14 protein-coding genes and 3 pseudogenes are annotated in these 20,490 nt (G+C 59.1%); 13 read left to right on the top strand and 4 right to left on the bottom strand.

Annotated elements, in window-relative coordinates:
• The first annotated feature begins 157 nt into the window (after nt 1–157).
• From YUU_RS0132410 to YUU_RS61540, 5 genes and pseudogenes are all read left to right on the top strand, one after another.
• Nucleotides 158–1,600: a Wadjet anti-phage system protein JetA family protein gene (locus tag YUU_RS0132410; protein ID WP_245288162.1), complete on the top strand. Its 1,443-nt coding sequence runs from the start codon at nt 158–160 to the stop codon at nt 1,598–1,600.
• Nucleotides 1,590–2,231, top strand: coding sequence for a DUF4194 domain-containing protein (locus YUU_RS0132405; RefSeq protein ID WP_027526086.1), 642 nt, complete (start codon nt 1,590–1,592; stop codon nt 2,229–2,231). Before YUU_RS0132410 ends, YUU_RS0132405 begins: the two co-directional genes overlap by 11 nt.
• Complete coding sequence (locus tag YUU_RS0132400) at nt 2,231–5,668, top strand: SbcC/MukB-like Walker B domain-containing protein (RefSeq protein WP_245288165.1); 3,438 nt, start codon at nt 2,231–2,233, stop codon at nt 5,666–5,668. The genes YUU_RS0132405 and YUU_RS0132400 overlap by 1 nt, the downstream gene beginning before the upstream one ends.
• Before the next feature lies 1 nt (nt 5,669).
• Entirely contained in the window at nt 5,670–6,836 is a 1,167-nt protein-coding gene (locus YUU_RS0132395; RefSeq protein WP_027526084.1) for a Wadjet anti-phage system protein JetD domain-containing protein, read from the top strand.
• A gap of 32 nt (nt 6,837–6,868) precedes the next feature.
• Nucleotides 6,869–6,995, top strand: a pseudogene (locus YUU_RS61540) (ferredoxin--NADP reductase); the annotation flags it as partial.
• Between the two features lie 25 nt (nt 6,996–7,020).
• On the opposite strand, the pseudogene YUU_RS61535 reads toward YUU_RS61540, so the two are convergent.
• Together YUU_RS61535 and YUU_RS0132385 are read right to left on the bottom strand one after the other, a co-directional pair.
• Nucleotides 7,021–7,149: pseudogene (locus YUU_RS61535) on the bottom strand (hypothetical protein); the annotation flags it as partial.
• Between the two features lie 308 nt (nt 7,150–7,457).
• Nucleotides 7,458–8,798, bottom strand: a complete 1,341-nt coding sequence (locus YUU_RS0132385) for a hypothetical protein (RefSeq protein ID WP_027526083.1) — start codon at nt 8,796–8,798, stop codon at nt 7,458–7,460.
• 676 nt (nt 8,799–9,474) lie between these two features.
• Between YUU_RS0132385 and YUU_RS62825 the strand changes: the two genes are divergently transcribed.
• The 6 genes and pseudogenes from YUU_RS62825 (at nt 9,475) to YUU_RS52475 (ending at nt 18,597) form a co-directional block, all read left to right on the top strand.
• Nucleotides 9,475–9,621: a TIGR02391 family protein gene (locus YUU_RS62825; protein WP_156944633.1), complete on the top strand. Its 147-nt coding sequence runs from the start codon at nt 9,475–9,477 to the stop codon at nt 9,619–9,621.
• 885 nt (nt 9,622–10,506) lie between these two features.
• On the top strand, nt 10,507–12,273 hold the full coding sequence (locus YUU_RS0132370) for an HrpF/NolX family T3SS translocon protein (protein ID WP_035663990.1): 1,767 nt from the start codon (nt 10,507–10,509) through the stop codon (nt 12,271–12,273).
• Between the two features lie 671 nt (nt 12,274–12,944).
• Complete coding sequence (locus YUU_RS52480) at nt 12,945–14,588, top strand: outer membrane beta-barrel protein (RefSeq protein WP_245288160.1); 1,644 nt, start codon at nt 12,945–12,947, stop codon at nt 14,586–14,588.
• Nucleotides 14,589–15,556: 968 nt separating this feature from the next.
• Entirely contained in the window at nt 15,557–17,416 is a 1,860-nt protein-coding gene (locus tag YUU_RS0132355; protein ID WP_035663987.1) for an FAD/NAD(P)-binding protein, read from the top strand.
• A 116-nt stretch (nt 17,417–17,532) separates the two neighbouring features.
• A complete protein-coding gene (locus YUU_RS0132345) occupies nt 17,533–17,814 on the top strand; it encodes a hypothetical protein (RefSeq protein ID WP_156944618.1) in 282 nt (93 codons plus the stop codon).
• A 1-nt stretch (nt 17,815) separates the two neighbouring features.
• A pseudogene (locus YUU_RS52475) lies at nt 17,816–18,597 on the top strand (hypothetical protein).
• 302 nt (nt 18,598–18,899) lie between these two features.
• Here YUU_RS52475 and YUU_RS61525 read toward each other — a convergent pair.
• Complete coding sequence (locus tag YUU_RS61525) at nt 18,900–19,448, bottom strand: hypothetical protein (protein WP_027526074.1); 549 nt, start codon at nt 19,446–19,448, stop codon at nt 18,900–18,902.
• A 46-nt stretch (nt 19,449–19,494) separates the two neighbouring features.
• Between YUU_RS61525 and YUU_RS61520 the strand changes: the two genes are divergently transcribed.
• A complete protein-coding gene (locus YUU_RS61520; protein WP_245288159.1) occupies nt 19,495–19,638 on the top strand; it encodes a hypothetical protein in 144 nt (47 codons plus the stop codon).
• 165 nt (nt 19,639–19,803) lie between these two features.
• Nucleotides 19,804–20,235 (top strand): transposase, encoded by a 432-nt coding sequence (locus tag YUU_RS52465; protein ID WP_371260529.1) that lies wholly within the window; start codon nt 19,804–19,806, stop codon nt 20,233–20,235.
• 6 nt (nt 20,236–20,241) lie between these two features.
• Here the strand turns inward: YUU_RS52465 and YUU_RS59070 are convergent.
• Nucleotides 20,242–20,490 (bottom strand): excisionase family DNA-binding protein (locus tag YUU_RS59070; RefSeq protein WP_156944617.1); only part of this gene is annotated, 249 nt, incomplete at its 5' end.

Below are 20,490 nucleotides of genomic sequence, written 5' to 3'. Positions count from 1 at the left end.
GCTTGTCCCGGTAACATGAACGGAAAGGGAACGATATCGGTGCGTCCCGGTAGTTCGGGGCGATTGCCGGCAGGGGGCCATTTTGCTGTTTCGACACCTCAATGACGATGTATTTCTAGCATTTTCGCGAGATCACAAGCATCTTTACTCTCTCGTCTTGTTGGACTTACACGACCGCTTCTTCACTGGCGCGCCGGCCTTTCCCACTCCCCAAGAGGTCACGCACGCAATTTACGACGTGATGCGGGCCAATCCGTCGCTTTGGAACGAGAGCGACGACTTCGGCGAGCCACTGCCCGAGGTCGTGTCCGCAGGGCGCAGACGGATCAAGCGCGCCGCGGCGAGCAAGACCGAGACGGCGAACCGGGCTCTGATCATCGCTCGCCAACTCTATCAGCGGCTGATCGCTTGGGGCTGGCTCGAAGAGGAGGAGTACGGCCTACGCGTTACCGTCGACATGTCGATGGGACCACTTTTGGTGATCCAACGTCTGGCCAGCCTGAATAAAGACGTCTCTCAGAGGTTCGGCGGCCTCATCGTTACCGTCCGCGTGAACCTCGAGGCCGTGGAGAAGCTCAATCCAACGGTCGTCGACAGGAAGCAACGGCAGGTCGCGCTGGCGCTGCGGGAGGCACGCAACCAGGTCGACCAATTCACCAAGAGCCTACGCGCCATCCTGTCGGACCTGAAACGCATCCGCCGTACCGTCATGGAATCCAAGACGGTCGGCGATCGGCTCGAGGCCTTCTTCGAGGAATTCGTAGAGCAGCTTCTGCTGAGGGATTTTGAGTCGATATTGACGTTCAATCATCCTTACCGGTTCAGGGACACCATCGTCGATCTCGCGAGGCGGATTGCTTATACGCCCGCGACTATGCAGGTGCTTTCGGAGGAGTACGTCACCGCAGGCGTTTCGCCATCGATGTCGGAGGCGAACCTAGACGTCGAGGGCGATCTACTCGCGATCGAAAGCACCTTCGGTCATATCGGCGAAATGTTCGAACGGATCGAGGCCTTCCGGCGCCAACTTGAGGCACGCGTCCGCAACACAATCAAATACGCCGAGCGCGGCACCCACGGCCTGGTAGGACGGGCAGGGGATCTCGTGCGCCGGCTCGACGGGCTCATCGCGCGAGGGCGGCACGCGAACGCCACCGTCGAATGGAGTCTCGAGCCGCTTCGTTCGCCGTGGTCGGAATTCCACCATGCACCGAGCCGCGAGCCGCGCAAACCTATCGAACTAAAGCCCTTGGGCGATTGGCCCGACGATCCCCTCTACGAACTCCGGAAGAAATTGCGCAGGCGATACATCGAGAGAATTGCACCCGGCCCCAAGGAGGTTCAACGCTTCCTCGAAGCCCAGGTGCCCGTCGCGGGGACGAGAGAAGCACGATTTATGGCACTCGAGACGGTCGACGATTTCCTCGCCTTCGATGCCGCTCGTAGGTTTGCCTTGACCAACGAAATTCCGCCGGAGGTTGGCCTTCATTTCGAATTGGAGTTTGCGCCGGACTCGCCCCCTCATGATAGCGAATGGCTGCGGTGCTCCAATTTCATTGTCCGGCGCCATGCCCCTGCGAGGCGCCTCCATGCTCAGTGAATTCGAGGCGATCGAGCGCAGCTTGGGTGCGGAAAAAGCTGCCGACCTCAGGAAGGCAGTGCATTTCCTGTTGAGGCGGCAGTTTCTCTTCGCCGGCGATCCGCGAACCGGTACGATCTACAATGTGATCATGGACGGCCGCTTTCGGTCGGTCATCGATGAATTCTTCGACAGTTGCGGTTACCGGGTGCATCGGGACACCGAGGCCCAGTGGGCCGGGATCGTCGCTGTCGGCGAAGACGTGCCATTGCCACGCATGAAACTCGACGAGACCATCGTCGTCCTGGTGCTGGCCGCGCACTGGCAGGACGAAGTCAACGTCGGCGCTGTCGAAGACCGCGCCATAGTCGTCACGACGGTGAACGCCCTGTTCGACCGCTACAAGGACATGGTCCAACCGAACGGATCGGGCGCGATCTCCCTCGGTCGTTTTCGGGAGATCTTGAAGGAAGCGTCTCAAAGGAGCCTCGTCGATGTCGGAGATTTCGACAGCGAGGCGCAGGACTTCGAAGTTGCGATCCGTCCGATGATCAAGCTGATCAGCGGTTCGGACGCCCTGCAGCGGATCGAACGCTACGTCCGATCTCAGGAGGTGGGCCTGCCCCAGATGGTCGATGGAGACGAATCGTGATGGAGTTGCGTCATGTGTCCATGGTCAATTGGCACCTCTTCGACGTCGAAGATTTCGATCTGACCGGCCATGTGGGTGTTTTCGGTGAGAACAGGTCGGGCAAGTCGACCATACTCGACATGGCCCAGGTCGTGTTGACCGGCGGTAACAAGAACGTTCAGCGGCTCAATGCGGTCGCCGGCGACAAGGGAAAAAGCCGTAGCGCGTCCAAGCGAACAATCGTGGACTATTGCCTTGGCGCCTTGGGCGAGGATGAGCGCAAGAGGGAGCAGGCTCGCACCTACATTTGTCTCGGGTTCGTAGACACCGAAGGCAAGCGGTCTCCGGTCACAATCGGAATGGCGATAGAGGCCCGCCGGTCGGAGACCAACGAAACCGTCCTCGGCCGCTTCGTCGTCACCGGCAAGATATTGAGGGCCGCGGACTTCATCGAGATGAGGGAAGGCAAGCGATTTGCGGCAGAATGGGACGACGTTCGCAACCGGATCGTCTCGGCCGTCGGACAAGACAATTTCGTCAATCACCGGGACAAGGCGATCGATTACGTCCGAGAGTATATGCGCAAGCTGGTTCCGCATGCTTCCGTCGTCGGAGAGCAGAACGCAAACTCGCTTCAAAAGGCCGTCGTGAACGCAATGACGCTGGATCACGATCAGACCGCCACCGAATTCGTGCGCAATTACATTCTCGAAAAGAACAATATGAAGGTGGGAGAGCTCCGGGAGTCGATCCGAACCTACCGGAATATCAACGATACGATCCGGACGATGCGAGAGAAGCTGGAGGCGCTGGTGGCGCTGAAAGCCATTCTTGCGGAACTTGCCGACTCCCATGAGCGCAAGGCTCTGGAACAGTGGATATCGAAACGTGCCAATTGGTTTGGCGCACGTACGGCCTACCTCGCGGAAGTCGCGAAGTTCACGGAGGAGGCGGCGAAGCGCGATGCGGCCAAGGCCGAGATGGATTTCATCGATGACGACTTGAGAGCGATCGAGGCCGAAATCAGAAGATTGGACATTGCGATCTCCGAGCACGACGCAAAGAGCGGACGCAGCGCGCTCTCTCAATCGCTGACTTCCGCCTTGCAGGCGGGGCACCGTGCAAGCATCGAATTCGAGCGAAGGTTGGATTCCGTCCGTTCTCTGCAGGCGCTGGTCGCCATGAGGGATTTTGGCTTCGACGAGTTCATCCCGCTGATCTCCGGGCTGACGCGGGCCGCGGTCGGCGCGTCGATCGAGCGGCCGACCGGTGGTTTGCTGGATGCGGAAATTCGACTGATTGCCTCCGACCGAGCGTTGTTAATGAAGGTCGACCAAGCGCGCCGCGATCTGATCCGGAAGGCCGAGGACGAAAAGGGCCGGGCACTGTTGCTCGAGGAGCGGCTTCGACAGCATGCGAGCGGCGGAAGTTCGATTTATCTGCACGAAGACACGGAGCGCTTATGTCTCAAGTTGCGGCAAGCCGGGATGTCGCCCCGCGTGCTGTGTAACCTCATCGAGCTATCGGACGTCGCCTGGACGGCAGCGGCAGAGGGCCTCTTGGGCCGAGACCGGGAGGCCGTCTTCGTCGATCGGTCCGATATCGCTCGCGCCACGGCCATCTTCAAAGAGGGACGCCGTGAATTCCGGCGTGCTTCGTTGGTGAGCTTGAACAAGCTCGATCCGAACGGTCCCGGTCCGCGTGCTGGAACATTTCCTGCGCTTTTCAAGTCCGACGATCGGGATGCCATTGCGTTCATCATCCGAAGGCACGGGACGGTGCGGCTGGCGGATACGATCGCTCAATTCAACGAACCCGGGCGGGCGATCATGAAGGACGGTCTTTACGACGATGGTTTGGTGCGAACGCACCGCGCGGCCGAGCCTTCAGACTTCAAGATCGGCAAGGCGGCGCAGACCCAGGCGTTTCGTGATTTGAAGGAGCTGGCCGAACAGCTTTCCGATGCGCACGCAAGGTCGGATGGTGCGGCCAAGCTCGCCGATGCGGCGTACGTCCAGCTTGGAAGGATCTTCGACGACAAGCTGCCGTCGTTCAAAACCATCGTCGCAGACTACGAAAAGTCGGAACTGGAGCGGAAAGAATTCGAGCAACGTATCGCTGCGCTGGACGGCGCCGGTGACGGCGGTCTGAAGCAAAAACGACAAGCCCAGTTGCAACTGAAGCGGCATCGTGCAGGACAGAGGACTCCGCAAGAAGACGCGCATCGTAAGCACACAAGGGCGGCCGACATCGCGATGCACACCATCGAGTCGGGAGACGGGACTTCGGGCTCGAAGCTGGGGGCAAGGGTAGCCTGGGCTTCGTACGGGCAGTACCGAAAGCTATACGATCGGCAGTCGGGGCGGGCGGCCTATCGGTCTCGTTTCGAAAACCTATCGACGCGAGCCGTCCTGGATAGGCACAGGACGATCGCCTCCGAAGCGTCGAAAGCGGCGACCGGGGCGGATGATGACCGGATCAAGATCGAACGTCGCGTGCGAAAGGCGCTCGGAGATTATTTCGACCAATTCGGCGTCGTGTCGCAGGTGGGGACCGAGAGCGAGCCTCTGCAGGAAGTGCGACCGTGGATGGAGACGCTGATTCAGGAAATGGAGGAGAACGAGCTACGGCGGTACGAAAGACAGGCGGCGGAGGCGGCCGACAAGGCGAAGACGCTGTTGCGAGGCGAGTTCATCAACGCTCTCACGTCGCGCATCAGCAAGATGGAGCGCGAGCTCTCGGCCATGAATATCGGCCTGGCCGATCATCCGTTCCACAACGAACGGTATTCGTTTCACCATACGCGCCTGGTCGAATTTCAGCCGATATTGAAGGTCGTCGAGATCAGCAAGACCTCGCCAGAGGCGCTCGACATGCTGTTCAAAGGGGACGAGGTCCCGGACGACTTTCCTCATCGCGACACGCTGCGGGAGATCGAGGCGTTGCTCGAGGATCCGGAGAAGGATTTCGGTCTCTTCGAGGACTACCGCAACTTCTTCACTTTCGAGATCCACATGACGGACATCGTCACTGGTCGACCGACGCGATGGGAGACGCGCCGGGGAACCGGGTCGGGCGCCGAGCAACAAGTCCCGATCTATGTGGCCATCGGAGCGTCGCTCGCGTCGGTCTACGGTAGCGGGAAGTCCGGAGCAGGACGTCCATCGGGCATGTCGGTGGCGATTTTCGACGAGGCGTTCTCGAAGATGGATGGAAAGAATCAACGGCAGATGATGAGCTTTTATAAGAAGCTCGGTCTCCAGATCATCATTGCCGCGCCAAACGAAAAGAGGATCGCCGTTCTAGAACATATCGATACTGTGATCGAAGTCGATCGAATTGGTGAAAACGCTCGGGTCACGGTGGCCGAGCTCAAAGAGCGGGCTCGCAGAGAACTCCAGGCGATGGACCCCGATCGCATGTCCGATGACGAGCTCAAAAAGATGGCCGCAGAATAGGATGCCGAGGCAGTTCACCGACGCGCGCCTGCTGATGTCGGATCTTCTAGACCGTTTTGAAGGCGGGGCCGAAAGCCCGATCGCTTATCCGGACTATGACGGGTTTCTCGATGTTGCCCAGATGGACAAGTTCATCAAGGAGCTCCGCGACGCGGAAGGACGCGGAGGGATCCGGATCGCCAGGGGGCGTGGACTCAAAAGCGAGCAGATCAAGCACGTCAGGCTGGAGAACGCCCCGTCGGTCTACGAACTTCTCGAACGGAGACCGGTCGGAGAGCTGATGGAGGTGGCCGCTAACCGCCTGCTCGACGGACTGGAACTGCCTGTTGAATTTCAGGGCTCGGTGGATGGGCTTCGGTTGGCCTGGTCACGCGGGCGCGAATGGCAGGGCTTCTCGCTCGACGACGTGGATCGCCTAAGGCCTGCCTTCGTGATGGCGAAGGCTATATTGGAGGGCAAGCATGCAGGCCTAGACTATCGGACGTTTTCCCGTCGCTTCGGCGGGGAAAGTAAGCGGCTCGAAAGGCTGGAAGGACCCGTGGTCAGGCTTCTGAGCGGAGCATTGGAGCTTCCGCCGGGCGCTCGCCCCAGAGATGCGCTTCGGACACTAGGACTCGAGAAGTTCGCCCCCCCAATGCTGATCTCCGGTCGGCTCGATTTTGACGTGGCCGAGTTATCGGCCGCAGGGCCGAAGTATTTCGGCATTTCACCGGACGAGGTCCGACGTCTGAGGGTTCGAGAAAAGCCCCAATATGTTTTGACGATTGAGAACTTCGCCAGCTTCAATCGTCATGTCAGGGAGACCGACCCGGAGCGCGCCGGCGTCACCATCTACGTCGGCGGATACCCTTCAATGGCGACGCAGGACGCCCTAAGAACCCTAGCGACGACCCTGCCTATCGACGTTCCGTTTTACCATTGGTCGGATATCGACCCGGATGGCACTTGGATCTTCCGCACCATCGAGACCTCAATCGGTAGGGCGCTCAAGCCCCATCTCATGTCTGCGGATTTGGCCAATAGGCTAGGGAAGGCGCCGACAGAAAGACTGAGATTGCCCGCCGGACCTGTCACGTCAGCTATTTCGGGCCTCATCGCCTATCTTCGACGTGATGACGCCAAGTGGTTGGAGCAAGAGGAACTCGATCCCGTGCGGCCCCAATCGTGATCTTCTTGACGAGCTCGACCAGGGAGCCGAACGATCCCTCGACCTTGCGTCTGCAGCATTTGAAGGAGGGGGACGAGATCACCGTGAGCCGCAAGGCGAGCGGGACGCTGGTCATCGACGATCTCGAGGATGGGCAATCTCTATCTGATCGGCACCGGTAGGCATGAGCCGTGATCCCGTATTTCGTTCCTTTCAATATCCCGCCCCCGATATGGTTGCCGGTCCAATTGCCCCGATCATTTCGATTACTCGAGTATCCACCTTCGTATTGGAGGGGCGCGGCCAGACAAGCTGGTAAGTTTCCGATTGCCATCCTAGCTTTCCAAGTAAGAGGTCATCAGGACCCCTAGCGCGCATGCTGCAACGGCGCGAATTCGAAGTCTCGTCGCGCGCCTCCTCGAAGTGTGGTGTCCTTGTAGTAGCCGTGCGAACAATGCCTTTGATGTGCGGGGCGGTCGGCATCTCATCCGACCGCCTCTCTTGAGCCTATCGGCGGCCAAAGTACGAGACTAAACACCTAGATCCTTCCCCAGCCGACAAGGTGGCGCTCGTGGCTCGGCCGAAGTCAGGGGTCTCGCTCACTCCTTGTTGCGGCTGTCGGACGGGTCGCGTCCACAGCCATTACGTGCGACGCGTTAGGAAGACCCGAATATCGTTTTGCTTACGTGACGGGCCCAATGTTGCCGTGTATGGCACGCCACCAATGGTGAAATTCGTCTGCTGCCGGTCCTCGTCCGGCAACACGCCCATGTAGTGCATGCCCCGCATGAGCTCCACAGGCGCACGTCGGTCGCCGTGCACCCAGCCCGGGACGTACATTGTTAGATCCGGCGCGGTCGGCGGCGCGGGAGGCATGTATGGAGCCCCAAAAATCGATGCGCCGACCCCTTGCTCCCACGATGGGCTTGGCTGATTGACGCTTGGTGCTGGCGAAGGTGCCTCCATTCCGCGCCAAAAACTCGACGTGTTGCCCCAACTCTCGGCCGGCACCTGGCCCCGTTGATCCACCCCCGCCCAAAACTCCGCCGAATTGTAACTGGCCGCCGGAGAAGCGCCGAGCAGCGGCACCGTATCAGCCGCTTCCCAAAGCTCGTCCTGGTTGAAACTTGAGACCCGCGACGGGGATGATTCATGCGCTGGCGACAGGGATTCATGCACTGGCGACAGGGCAGGCTGATGCACTGGCTGGTTCGCGCTACCCCCCGCAGCACCCGACGTCCCCTCTCCAAGAGTCTCACGGTACTTCTTAAGCATGCGCAGTCCCCCCTTGACGTAGCGGTCACCCGGATACAGGTCGTTAGCATAATCCTTCAACGTCTCATCGCTGAGCGCGGAGAGAGACAGCCCGTGACGGGTGTGAAGCGCTTCAGATAGCTTACGGAGACCCGTATTACCGTGTTGTATACTGTTCGTCGAAAGCCCCCCGCGGATCTGCTGCATGATGCTGCTCGAGCGCGCATCGCGAGCCGCATTACCTGCCCGCTCGATGAGGTCGGCGTCTCCGGGAGTGACTCCATACCGCATCCGAGTATCACGAGTCCCACGGTACAGCCGAAGCATGCTCAACCCCTTCCTGACCTTGGCTTCACCCGGGAACAGTTGCTGGGCATAAATCTTCAGCGACTCGTCGTCGAGCCGAGAGAGAGACAACCCGTGAAGGTCGTGAAGCCTTTCAGATAGCATACGGAGACCCGATCTGTTGTTAACTAAAGTTGAGTCGCTTATGGTTCTGTTCGGTGTCGTCCGTGCCGCATGATCCGCCCTCTCGATGAGGTCCTCGTCTCCAGGAGCTGCCGTATACCGCCTTCCATAATCCGGAGCGTCCGGCTGGGCAGCCTCTTCGAGGTGCTGCTCAAAGACGCCTGGCGCAGCCTCGTCAGGTTGTTCCGCCTGCTGCTGTGCCACCATGGCGTCGTAAGCGCTTCGATCGAAACCAAATAGATTGAAGTTGTCTCGGTCCATCTTAGTCTCCTACGTTCGTCCATCACGTAAGCATGCGGCCTAGATGCTACTCGGGCCGGCTGTCGGGGAGCTGACGAGCAGCCTACGTAGGGAGCGCTGAACCGGAGCGGCGGCCGCTCGGCAATCAGGGTCCTTCAGGTTGTTTCGAGGTGGCCTTCGCATCTACACCAGCTTGAGCTTGGCATCTTCATCAATTCCGTTCTTGGTCACCCGAAGTCACCAAACGGTGTGTATCCCGCCAACAGGCGTGACGAGCTTAAGCGCACTATTCGGGAGGCCTGGTACTGGCTGGAAGGTGCGGCCCTTCCGATCCCACATCCCGGATACCTTGAGCCCAATACGCTTCGTGTGCTCAGTCGTCGCGCGCTGAAGCTGGGAGAAGAGCCCGACCCCGTTCGTTCCTTCGGCGCAAGGAGGCTGCCCAAGGAGTCCTTGCATCCTGCGATCAGAGAAGACGTTTGGGCACATTATCACGGGGCAAATAGATACGGCCGTGTTCGAAGCGATGTAGCCGGTTGAGGTCGCCGTGCGGTATGCCGCGAAAACTCCCGCCAAGGGACGTCGGTACCACGCTGACGCGCAAGGCCTTCGATCCCAACAACGGGCCGTTCGCCGAAATAAACGCCGACCAAGCCGAGCGGGACGCGCGTGCACACCTCTTTAGTTTAGCGGCGCCATTGGTTCTTATAAGAACCCGCATTCGCATCGCAATGTTGTACTGGACGATCCGGAAGAAGCCGCCGAAATCATCATGCTCGCAAATCGTTTGCTCCGTATTATCGAAGCGCGCGCCATCGTAGTTGGTCGATCCCGTGGCCGCTGAGCGACGCCGCTCGGCGCGTCCGCTACGCGGACCGGTGCCGCGCGGCAATTTGGGTGGAAGCGCGTATCGCGTGACATGTCGCATGGGACGCAGGTGGATGAATGCGTGGCGGCGCTGCATGCCCACCTTTGCGACCAGCCGCAAGCCGCTCAAACCTCCACTATCGTGGAAGCCGCGGAAGGATCGTGCCGGCAAAGCTTGCGAAATTCGCTTGATGTCGCACTCGCCATACCCTTCAACACAGCATCGTGCCCGCGCCTGAGCTGACCAGACGCGTCGAGAGCACGCGGCAGCTTCCGGCAGAACTAATAGATTTGCCATCGTCATTGGTGGATCGCTTTCAGACGCGTCAGCTTCTCGAAAGCTAACCTCCCTAACATGAGAGCCTGGGTCTCTAGACGGCGCTGTCGCCTATTGACCGCAACGGAAATGAACGTCGGGCCTGGCGCGCAGGACATCGTGGCGACATTTTTGGTGAGCCGCCAGGCAATGGGCCAGGTCCCGGTTAACATTTCCATCAGGTCTTGCGTGTTGTTCGTCGTGAACACGGCGGCGCCACAAGACGCACTTGTGACGGTCATCAATGTCACATCCGGGGATGCACCATGTCGTTCAGTAACCTTTCGCCAGCCAGTAGCGGAAATCAGCCTCAGCCGGCGTTTACCCCGGAGCCACGTTGGCTCCGGGACCGTCTGCGCAGACGCCGGGCCTGACCCAGCAAAGTGCATTTTCGAACTTTGTATTGCGAGGCAGTTGAGTGAGCGTCTTACGAAATGGACAGTCGCTCAAAGGTCGACGTAACCCAAAAGTTCGGCATCCTTCTGACCGATAGGTTGGACTCGGGCTCCTCAAACGACCTCCACCCTCACATCCGAGTATAGTGCAATGCAGCTCAACATCTCTTCGTCATCCGCCAGTGCGGTTCCAGCTCTGTTCGTGCTTGCTCCGGGAACCACGGCTGTGGGTCCTTCCGTGCAGCCGCCCGGCCAGCAAGGCGACCCCTTCGAGGCCATGTTGTCCAGTTGCGCGCGGGAAGCCAAATCCGAGCTGCCGTCCCCGCCACCGGAGCTGCTGGACCCAAAGCTGCCTGTGACGGAGGATCCCTTGGATCTGCTGCCGGCGAATGTGAAGGCGGCGGTTAAGGCAGCGGAGGAGGGCGTTCCCGCACCGGAAATGTCGAACGTCACGTGGAACGGTGGCACGCTGACCAATGCCGAGTTGCAGATCGTGGCAGTGCTGAACCGGCACAAGGACCAATGCCCGCTCAACTGGGTCTCGCTGGCAAACAAGGCCAACGATCCGTCGACGCCGCCGGATCTGAAAGCCGCAATCGAGGGATTGCTCCAGGACCGCAAGCTCTTCGATGCGATCAGAGGCCCCCAGGAGATCGATGCCATCTGCTGGAATCCGGCTCACTACTACAGGATCGGTGCATGCGATTTGTCGAGGTTCTCCGACCAGCACCCGCAGGTTGCTGCATTCCAGGAGCAGCAGGCGCACGGCTACGAGCAGAACTACATTCCCTCCGATGGTACCGGAAATGGCCAACCGTCAGTCATGACCGTGAACGACGCAATGCGCGAGCTTTACCGGTATTCCGACTGCCTGCCCAAGAATCTGAGCCTGGCGGATTTCAAGCAGATCGTCGACGGCAACGCCCAAACTGGCAAGAGCCCGCCGCAGGTGATCGCGGCGGCTCAATACTTCCTCGACCACCCGGATGCCTGGAAGCAGCTGTACGGTGGTGCGATTGATCAGGTCCACAAAGAGGATTTCCTTCAAGTCGCTTCATCGTCGATGGGCCTCACGCGAACCGAGCTGAACACGCTCGACACGATCAACAAGAATCAGGGCGCCTTCTTTGGGGGCGGCGTGCTGACCCGGGACAAGTTGGCGAGCATGGCCGAGGACAAGAGTCTTGATCCGAAGGTACGGCAAGCGGCCTCGCAGCTGCTCTCAGATCCGCTATTGTTCGCACTGCTGAACAATTCGATTACGGGCTACAAGACCCATCACAAGTTCTTCGACTTCGGCGGCGGACATAGGGTCGATTCCGGTAACATCAGCAACAACGACTTCACGAACTTCTACAGCAACATGTCGGCTGCGAACCGCACCGTTCAGCAGACCAAGACCCATATTCCCAAAACCGCGGCCGAGCAGTCCGCGGTCGCGGACATGATGATGGGCGTGGCCGACCAGCCCGATATCAAGTCTGTGAAAAAAAATGGCGGCGCCCTCATGCATGCGCTCGACGACGTGACCAAAGTGGGCTCGAAGGTTCTTGATTGGACCGCCACGGCGGTCGGTGCGCTCGGCTTCATTCCGGGACTGGGCGAACTGGCCGATGCAGCATCAATGGTCATCGAGTGCGAGTCGCAAGCAGCGAACCTTTTGCACACCGCTATTAGTGGGGGCAATATGAAGCAGGCGCTGGAAGAAGCCGGCCTCGGTGTCGCGGCGCAGGCGATTGGCTGTATCTCCGGGCCCGAAGTCAAAATCGCGATGCGCGAGGGGCTAGCGAAAGAACTAATGGAAAGGGCAGCGAATGCCGGGGTCGACTTGGCAGTCTCGCAGGCGCAATCCTATGCGCAGGACTATTTGAACAACCTGAAGGAGCGCCTTGAGGCCAGTCCCATGCAAGCCGTATAGGCTCCGAGCCAGGTTGGCACGACGGCATCGTCGCAGAAGGTGGCCTGACGGGCGCACTTGCACTCCTCGACACGTGGAGGGCTGCGCACTGCTGATGTTTCAGGTTAACTCGCTGTGAGGGAGAAAGCGCGAGAGCGTTAGCTTTCTTTGCGTCGAATCTGAATTGGCTTTCGCGTTCAAATTGTCCGTCGGCGCACCCAGCCTCTCCGACGAGAGTGACATCGGAAGACCGGCGTACCATATGGGCTCGTCCTGGCTTGCGGGCCCGCCACGTTTCATTGCGCGCTCAAGAGGACCAGGTGCTCAACGGTCTGGGGGCGCACATGCGCTGTTGCGCGCCGCCGCGAGCGGCCAGCGGTGCCGGCCTACAGCATGCGTTTGTGTTCGACCACAGACGTGCGGCTTGTTCCTATCACCACAGGCCTTGTCTGGCAGACAACATCGCCATCGAAAAAAGCCGGGATGCGCATCGCAGCCGCTGGCCTAGATCGTGCACACCACAAACAGCGTGGAAGCGACGCCACAACGACGGCCGTTCGAGCTGCGTTGTAGATGGCGCGAGCGTCGTGTGTTTGAGAGGTGATATGGGATCTCGATTCCTTTTCTGGGGTGCCGCAACAGTTGCACTCGTGGGATGCGGTGTCGCTCATTCGGCGGATCTGGAGCCGGCGATGAAAGTCCCGCCAGCCCTATGGAGCTGGACCGGAGGCTATATCGGCGTGCACGGCGGCGGTGGCTATGGCCGCACATCCTTCAGTGACCCCTATGGCCCGTCAATCTATGGCGACATCGTCAATACGCCTGCGTTCCTGGCCGGGGGGCAGATCGGCTACAATTGGCAAACGAATGGGTGGGTTTTCGGTGCCGAACTAGACGCGAGCCGTGCTGTCTCCGATGGCACAAACAGCTGCCTTGCCTTCTCAGGCATTGTTGTGATCGCTACCTGCAATGCAGGTCCAAACGTTTTTGTCACAGGGACCGCTCTTGTCGGCTACGCGTTTGGCCCCCAGGGCCAAACGCTGGCCTACATCAAGGCAGGGGTGGCCTGGCAAAATAATCGCGGCGATATCGCCAACAATAACGAATTCCGGGATGGAGACTTTGCCGGCTACCCGCGGCAAGTAACGCAGTTCGACGACGGCCGTTTCGGGTGGACCGTCGGAGCCGGCGTTGAGCAAGCGCTCACGCCTACCTGGTCCGTCAAATTTGAGTACGACTATATGGGCTTTAGCGGGACGCGTGTGGCGACGCCTCCGACCGTGCAGTTTCCGCCACTTGCATTCATCCCTGCCAGCACAAGTAATTTGTCCAGCAGTTATCACATCGGAAAGGTCGGCCTGAATTACCATTTCTGGAGCGATCCGAGCGGGCCGGAGCGGTCAGATGCGCCGTTGCACTCGGATAGAGCGACTGCCAAAGCGAAGCCTATCGCCTATATGGACAATTGGTCGCTCGAAGGCGGCTCGCGAGTCTGGCTCAGCCGGGGAACATTCCAGTGGGACTACACGATTCCGCCCCTGATACCCGGAGATAGCAGCATTCCTGGTTCAAGGCTCACCTATCAGGGACTCGACGGCGTTTCCGGCGAACTTTTTGCCCGTCTTGATAGCTCCTGGGGGATATTCCTGAAGGGAGACATTGGCATCGGCCGTTTCAACAAAGGAAAGGAGAACGACGAAGATTCGAGCCTCACCAACTTGGCCTATAGCAACACTTTATTAAGCCAAGCAAATGGGAGATTCATGTATTACACGGCCGATGTCGGTTACGATTTTCTCCGCGACAGCACCTATAGGCTGGGTGCGTTTGTGGGATGGACCTACTACGATCAGAAGTCCGACTCGATAGGATGCCTGCAGATCGCCTCTCCCTACCACAGGTGCCTCGCTCCGAGCGATCGACGTCTCACTAGCAGTCAAGACACCAATTGGAATGCACCGCGAATCGGCTTTAGCGCCGAGGCCATGCTGTTTGAGCGCTGGCGCGTGAGCGCCGACGTTGCTTACCTGCCGTGGACTGATTTCAGCGGTCGCGACAACCATCTCCTCCGCCCCAATACTACTTTCTACGACCAGCGCGGAAACGGAGGCGCGGGCATACAGATCGAAGCCATTGTATCCTACTTCCTCACCAACAATTTCAGCGTTGGCGTTGGTGCGCGCTATTGGGCAATGTGGACCAAAAACGACAGCGATGTCACCTTCAACTGCAGCGGCTGCGATGGCCCGGGTACCCTCGATCAGGACCATGCTCTTGCGAAGTACAACATGGAGCGATGGGGAACGTTCTTCCAGGCCTCGTACAAATTTGACTGAGAAGGCCGGCCAGGCTCCTCCGGAATACAGCAACTACGCGTGGGTGAAAGGTCGGGTCCAGGCGGCTAGGCGCAGGTGGAAGGCCGGGAATGAAGCAGGCCTTTCTTGAAAACCCGAGTGGGTGCAGTGACGGCGTTGGTCGCTGGACGCGGCGAGCGCCGCGTTCCTATGTTCGACCGGATGAGAGACCATGCCTCCGTCCCGACCTGCCTTGCCCGGTGCAAGGGGGGCCGTGGTACGTTCGGGGCGTCGACTTTGACGCTGCCACGAAGGTTTTGACGATCATTGTCGCCGCCGACAGTGATGAACGGAAGGTAGTGTTCGTCACCGAGGGCAAGGACACCAAGACTGAGGCCGATTTCGCCGCTCGACCAGCATGGCGCGCGCGTGACCATGGTCTAGATCCGCCAGGGCCGGCCGGGGTAGCGGCCAAGGTGGCCCGAGCGCGATGAGAGATAGCAAGACCTCCCACGACAGATAGCGGCGTGCGCTTGCTCCGAGCCGCAACCAGTCCGGCATGATCATCGCGGCGGTGCCATCGGCCGACGCCAGGCAGACAGTCGATCAAGGAGCGCTCGCAACCCGTCATCGGAACGAGTTCCTAGGGGTGAACACCCGCGGCCGCAGCAGAGACAACTTGCAGAACACAAACAATCCGCTGACAAGTGGTGGGCTCAAACACAGAGTTGAATGGCTACGGTATTGCGTGCACGTCATAGGAGCTAGCGATTTGGAAGTCCGATACCACACGAGTATCGACATTGAACTATTACCGACACGGCCGCGTTATGTCACTAAACGCATCCTTGCGGAAAGGCGGCTTCTTGCCGGCACGGCGCTTGCTGGGTGCCATGGCCACTGAATGAATAATCCAGTTCAAACTCGCGCTGACCACACCCATGAATTGCTCCTTCCAAACCGGACGAGGGCAGCATGAAACAGTCTGTTCGCGCTTCGGCAGTATTCAAATGATTACGCGCCGCGATTTTCTGGCAGGTACTGGCCTTGCCATCGTCGCCGGTATGGCCCCTATCGACTTCCTTCGGGCTCAACAGTTCTCATCCTACTATCCACCATCTCTGACAGGTCTGCGCGGCAGCCATCCTGGTTCATTCGAGGCGGCACACGCACTTGGACGCGAGGGTAAGGGTTTCCAAGCTGCACAAACGCCTGTGGAGGAAACTTACGATCTGGTCGTTGTCGGCGGCGGCATCAGCGGCTTGTCTGCCGCATGGTTCTATCGACGGAAACACGGTGCGGACAAGTCAATTCTCATCCTTGAGAACCATGATGATTTCGGCGGACACGCCAAGCGCAACGAATTCACACTCAGTGGCCGGTTAATCATCGGCTATGGTGGCACGGAAACCATCGATTCCCCGCGCACCGGCTATGGCGAAGTCGCAGCCGGCCTGCTGAAATCGCTGGGCATCGATCTCGATCGATTCACCGCGGCATTCGACCGTACTTTCTACGCATCCAGGAATCTGAGCCGCGGTGTCTTCTTCAACAAGGAAAACTGGGGCGAGGACAAGCTCGTAACCGGCGATTCGTTCTGGATGGCAGATGACGACCAACTTCCCAATCGGCTCAACGCCCGCCCGCTAAAAGACTTCATCGCTGATTTTCCACTCGCGGAAGCTGACAAGGCGGCCCTTGTTGCCTTCCATGAAGCGCCTATCGATTATCTCAAGGGAATGGCTTTGGATGCCAAGGAGAAGATTCTCGCCAGAACCAGCTACCGGGACTATCTCATCAAGCATGCCGGGCTGAGCGAGAGGGCTGCGCAGTACTTCCAAGGACGTTTTAACGACCTCTTCGCGTCAAGTTCCGACGCAGTGTCGGCGCTGGCTGCAATGAACACCGGCTTTCCGGGCTTCGATGGCCTAGGCATGAATACCGAACGGGCCACCGACAAGGATGCGGATGATCCCTATATCTGCCATTTCCCGGACGGCAATGCCTCCATCGCCCGCCTGCTGGTCCGCAGCCTCATTCCTGGTGCGGCGCCGGGCACGACAATGGATGACATTGTCCTTGCACGGTTCGACTATAGCAGGCTCGATGAAGCCACTTCGCCGGTGCGGATACGCCTCAATAGCATCGCGGTGAATGTTAGGAACTTCGATGATCATGCAGATGTCAGCTACGTGAAAGGAGGTACGCTACGCAAGGTTCGCGGACGCAAATGCATCCTCGCCGGATACAACATGATGATCCCATTCCTTTGTCCTGAACTGCCGGAGGAACAGAAGCTAGCGCTCCGAAAGAACGTCAAGATGCCACTGATCTCTACAAACGTGGTGGTGCGGAGTTGGAAGGCGTTCCTTGAGCTCGGCATTCACGACCTCTATGCGCCGACCGGAACATGGGCCCGCGTCAAGATGGATTTTCCAGTCAAGCTCGGTGGATACCAACATCCGAAGGATCCGTCAGAGACAATGTGCGTTCACATGTACTGTGCTCCAACCACGCCGAATCAGGGCCTAGATGCACGCGACCAGTCGAGGCTTGGGCGCCAGAGATTGCTGGAGACGCCCTTCGAGAAGTTGGAGCACGATATCCGCGACCAGCTCAGTCGCCAGCTCGCTGGCAGCAGCTTCGATGAAGGACGGGATATCGAGGGCATTACCGTCAATCGCTGGCCCCATGGCTATGCCTATTCTCCGAACAGCCTATTCGACGACCCGAATGAGATGGCGCACACGATGAAGGTGGCGCGGCGCCCCTTCGGCAATGTTGCGATTGCCAATTCCGATTCCGGCTGGGAACCCCTTACCCAAGCGGCCATCTATCAAGCTTGGCGTGCCGTCGGCGAGATCGACTAGATTATATGAGGGCTTGGTTGCTGCCGCTGATTCGTTCTTGCGGATGAATCGCGAGCAAGCTCTCCGGGCCCGCCAGAAGCTGGCCAGCAAATTGCCGGTCACCGGCGAGATTCTGCGTGGCTCGCTGCTGGAGCGTACTGTCCGACATACCAAAGATTGCCCGAAATGCGCGCGGCGAAGGGCGCCAGGTCGTCGTGCTGACGGTGAGCTACGCCGGTGGACGAACCCGGCAAATCAGTGCGCGCCGCGAACGGGTTCCCGAGGTTCGCCGCTGGCTCGACCATTATCAGAAGCTGAAGGAGGCGATCGAGACGATCTTCGAGCTCAATCACGATTTGCTGCGTCCGGAGAGAGCCGCGACAAAGCGCCGAGCACGCGGGGGCAAGAGCTGTGATTAAGATGCGGCGGGCGCAGCTGAGCTTCGGCGACGGATTGATCACTGAGGAAGTGAGCGATCTTCGTGAAGACTGGATGATACAGGCCGACCAAGTGCTGGCGGACGAACAAATCGTATCTGCCGTGTACGAAGCGTTGGCGAAGCGGCTCCCAAGAGTCGCGGCCGCGGCCGGCCGGGCGCCCCAGCCGAAGTGGTTCATGTGATGAAGCAGACCAGAGCGCGCATCTTCCGTGGTGATACGCGCTCTGAAGGCAAGATCCTCAGCCTGTTCGAGCCATCGACAGAAATCATTTGCAAGGGCAAAGCGGGCAAGCCCAACGAGTTCGGCAAGATGGTGAAACTACAGGAGGCCGAAAACCAGATCGTGATCGACTATGAAGTTTATGCTCAGCGACCGCACGATTCGGAGCTGTTGATTGCAGCCATCGAAACGCATCAATCGATGCTCGGGCGTGCGCCGCGCCTCGTGGCGACAGACGCCGCCTTTTACTCCGCAAAGAGTGAGGTCGCCGCGAAAGCGAAAGGCGTCAAACGCGTCTGCATCCCCAACCGCTCGACCAAGAGCATTGAACGCAGGTGCGAGCAGAAAATGCGCTGGTTCCGTAACGGCCAAAAATGGTGGACCGGATGCGAAGGCCGCATCAGCGTGGCCAAGCGGCGACGTGGGCTTAACTGTTGCCGCTACAAAGGCGAGGCCGGCATGAAGCGTTGGGTCGGCCTCGGTGTCATCGCCGACAACATCGTCAGTATCGGCCGTGCAATGGAAAAGCGGACCGCCCCATAGACAGCCTCGCCATCTGACTCTGCAACTCCCCGCCGGGTCACATCCGGCGACTTTTGCGTTGCCGGACGCCCTCGGCCACTCTGTCCAAAACATCAATTTTGCGCCGGAAAGTAGCTAGCAGCTGAAGCGGCTCGGGCGCTCATTGCATAAGCCGAGGCAAGAATTTCCTCCGCAATCGAGGAGATGCAAGCGGATTACATCCCGGCTACTGCCTCCGTCTCTCCAAACAAGGACACCGATACTTGTCTTCGCGCTTGGCCGACCTGCTCCGGGATGTCGACACCTGACATCTCTTCTGCCTCCTATGCCGCTGTTTCGGCTGGAGGCAGCATGCGCGGGCATTCTTCAATGACGTACTCGGGGATGCTCTCGAACTTATGGAGGTTCAGCTGCATCACGTACTCATTTTCGATGTGATAGGATTCGTTGATAAACTTGCGGATGACGACATCGTCGTGGTCGATGTTAAAAATCCGGAACAGCTGGATTTTCTCATACCCGACGTCCGTGGCCAGGAATTTTGCACGGATCGCGTTGACGTCGTTCACTTCCGAGACAAGCGCGTCGTAGTTGAATCCTGGCATGTGTTCGGCCTGGATGCTGGCCTCTGCCGCCTGCTTCTCCTCAGGGGGCATGTTCCGGTTTTCGGTCGCCGTCTGCAGCGTGGGCACGGCGCGGCCTTTGAACAGGCTGGCCAGTAGATTGGATTCCAGACCGACTTCATCACGCAGCTCGTAGTCGCACCGCAAGTAGATGGCCTTCAGGATTTGGTCCTGCAGCGTGGCGATGTTCGCCCTACAGACCTTCGCGAAGGTCTGTATATCTTCCCTTGCGATGGGCACTTCCTTCACTACGCCCCCCACGCGAAGAGAGGAACGATGCCAATGGTTGAGCCCCTTGGAAAACGTCCTTGGTACTTTTTATCACATCGATGGCGGGCTCGATGTCATGAGTCAGCATGAGGGTGGTCCGCCCCCTCAGGCTGGCCTTGCCCTGGAATCGTTCGTGCAGGATGGCGAACTTCTTGTTCTTGTCGAATGACGATATAGGGTCGTCCAGCACAACCAAATCCGGGTTTGGTTTTCACTCAGCACCTGGTACATGAAAAGAACCAGTGCGAAGGCGTTTTTTTCGCCGTAGCTCAGATGCTTCGACGCGGTCTCTAGGTGGCCGGCGAGGTCGCGGTGCACCAGCCAAGGCCGGTGTGTGGGAGAAAGTGTTCGCCGAACTGATCAAAGATCGCGACAACAAATATCTGATGCTCGATACCACTCTGGTTCGTGTCCACCAGCAGGCCGCGAGCGGAAAAGGGGGGCCAAAACTCAGGAATTGGGGCGCTCCCGAGGTGGGTTGACCACCAAGATCCACATGCTCTGCGATGGTCTCGGCCGACCGCTACGCTTCAAGCTCATCGCCGGCCAGCGACATGACAACCTGACTGCAAAAGCCCTGCTCGAAGGCTTCAAGGCCGAGGCCGTGCTGGCCGACAGGGCCTATGACAACAACGACCTGCGCAAGACCATCGCAGATATGAACGCCGAAGCGGTGATCCCCTCAACCCGCTCTCGCAAGGTCCCCATTCCGCATGACGAGACGATTTACAAGCTACGCAATCTTATCGAGATCGACCAGTCATGATGACTCTCAAGATTCAGTGGTTGGGTTGATGGGTTCGGTGAATGGTGGTGGCAGGCGACGCCACGGAGCCGGCCTGGCTCGGATCGCCTTCAAGGCAGCGATGGTTTCGGCGTCAGCATACACCAGTTTAGCACGGCCGGATCCAGCTCGGACAAAACGACTACGTAGTCGGCCTTTCTGGATCCAGGTGTACAAGGTGGGCTCAGGCACGCCGATCTGCTCGGCTAATTCGCGGGTCGTCCATTCATCGGGTTG

It is taken from the genome of Bradyrhizobium sp. Ec3.3, from assembly GCF_000472925.1.
In the GTDB taxonomy this organism is placed as follows: domain Bacteria; phylum Pseudomonadota; class Alphaproteobacteria; order Rhizobiales; family Xanthobacteraceae; genus Bradyrhizobium.
Note: the sequence above shows the minus strand (reverse complement) of the source record. Positions and strands in the feature narration are given on the sequence as shown.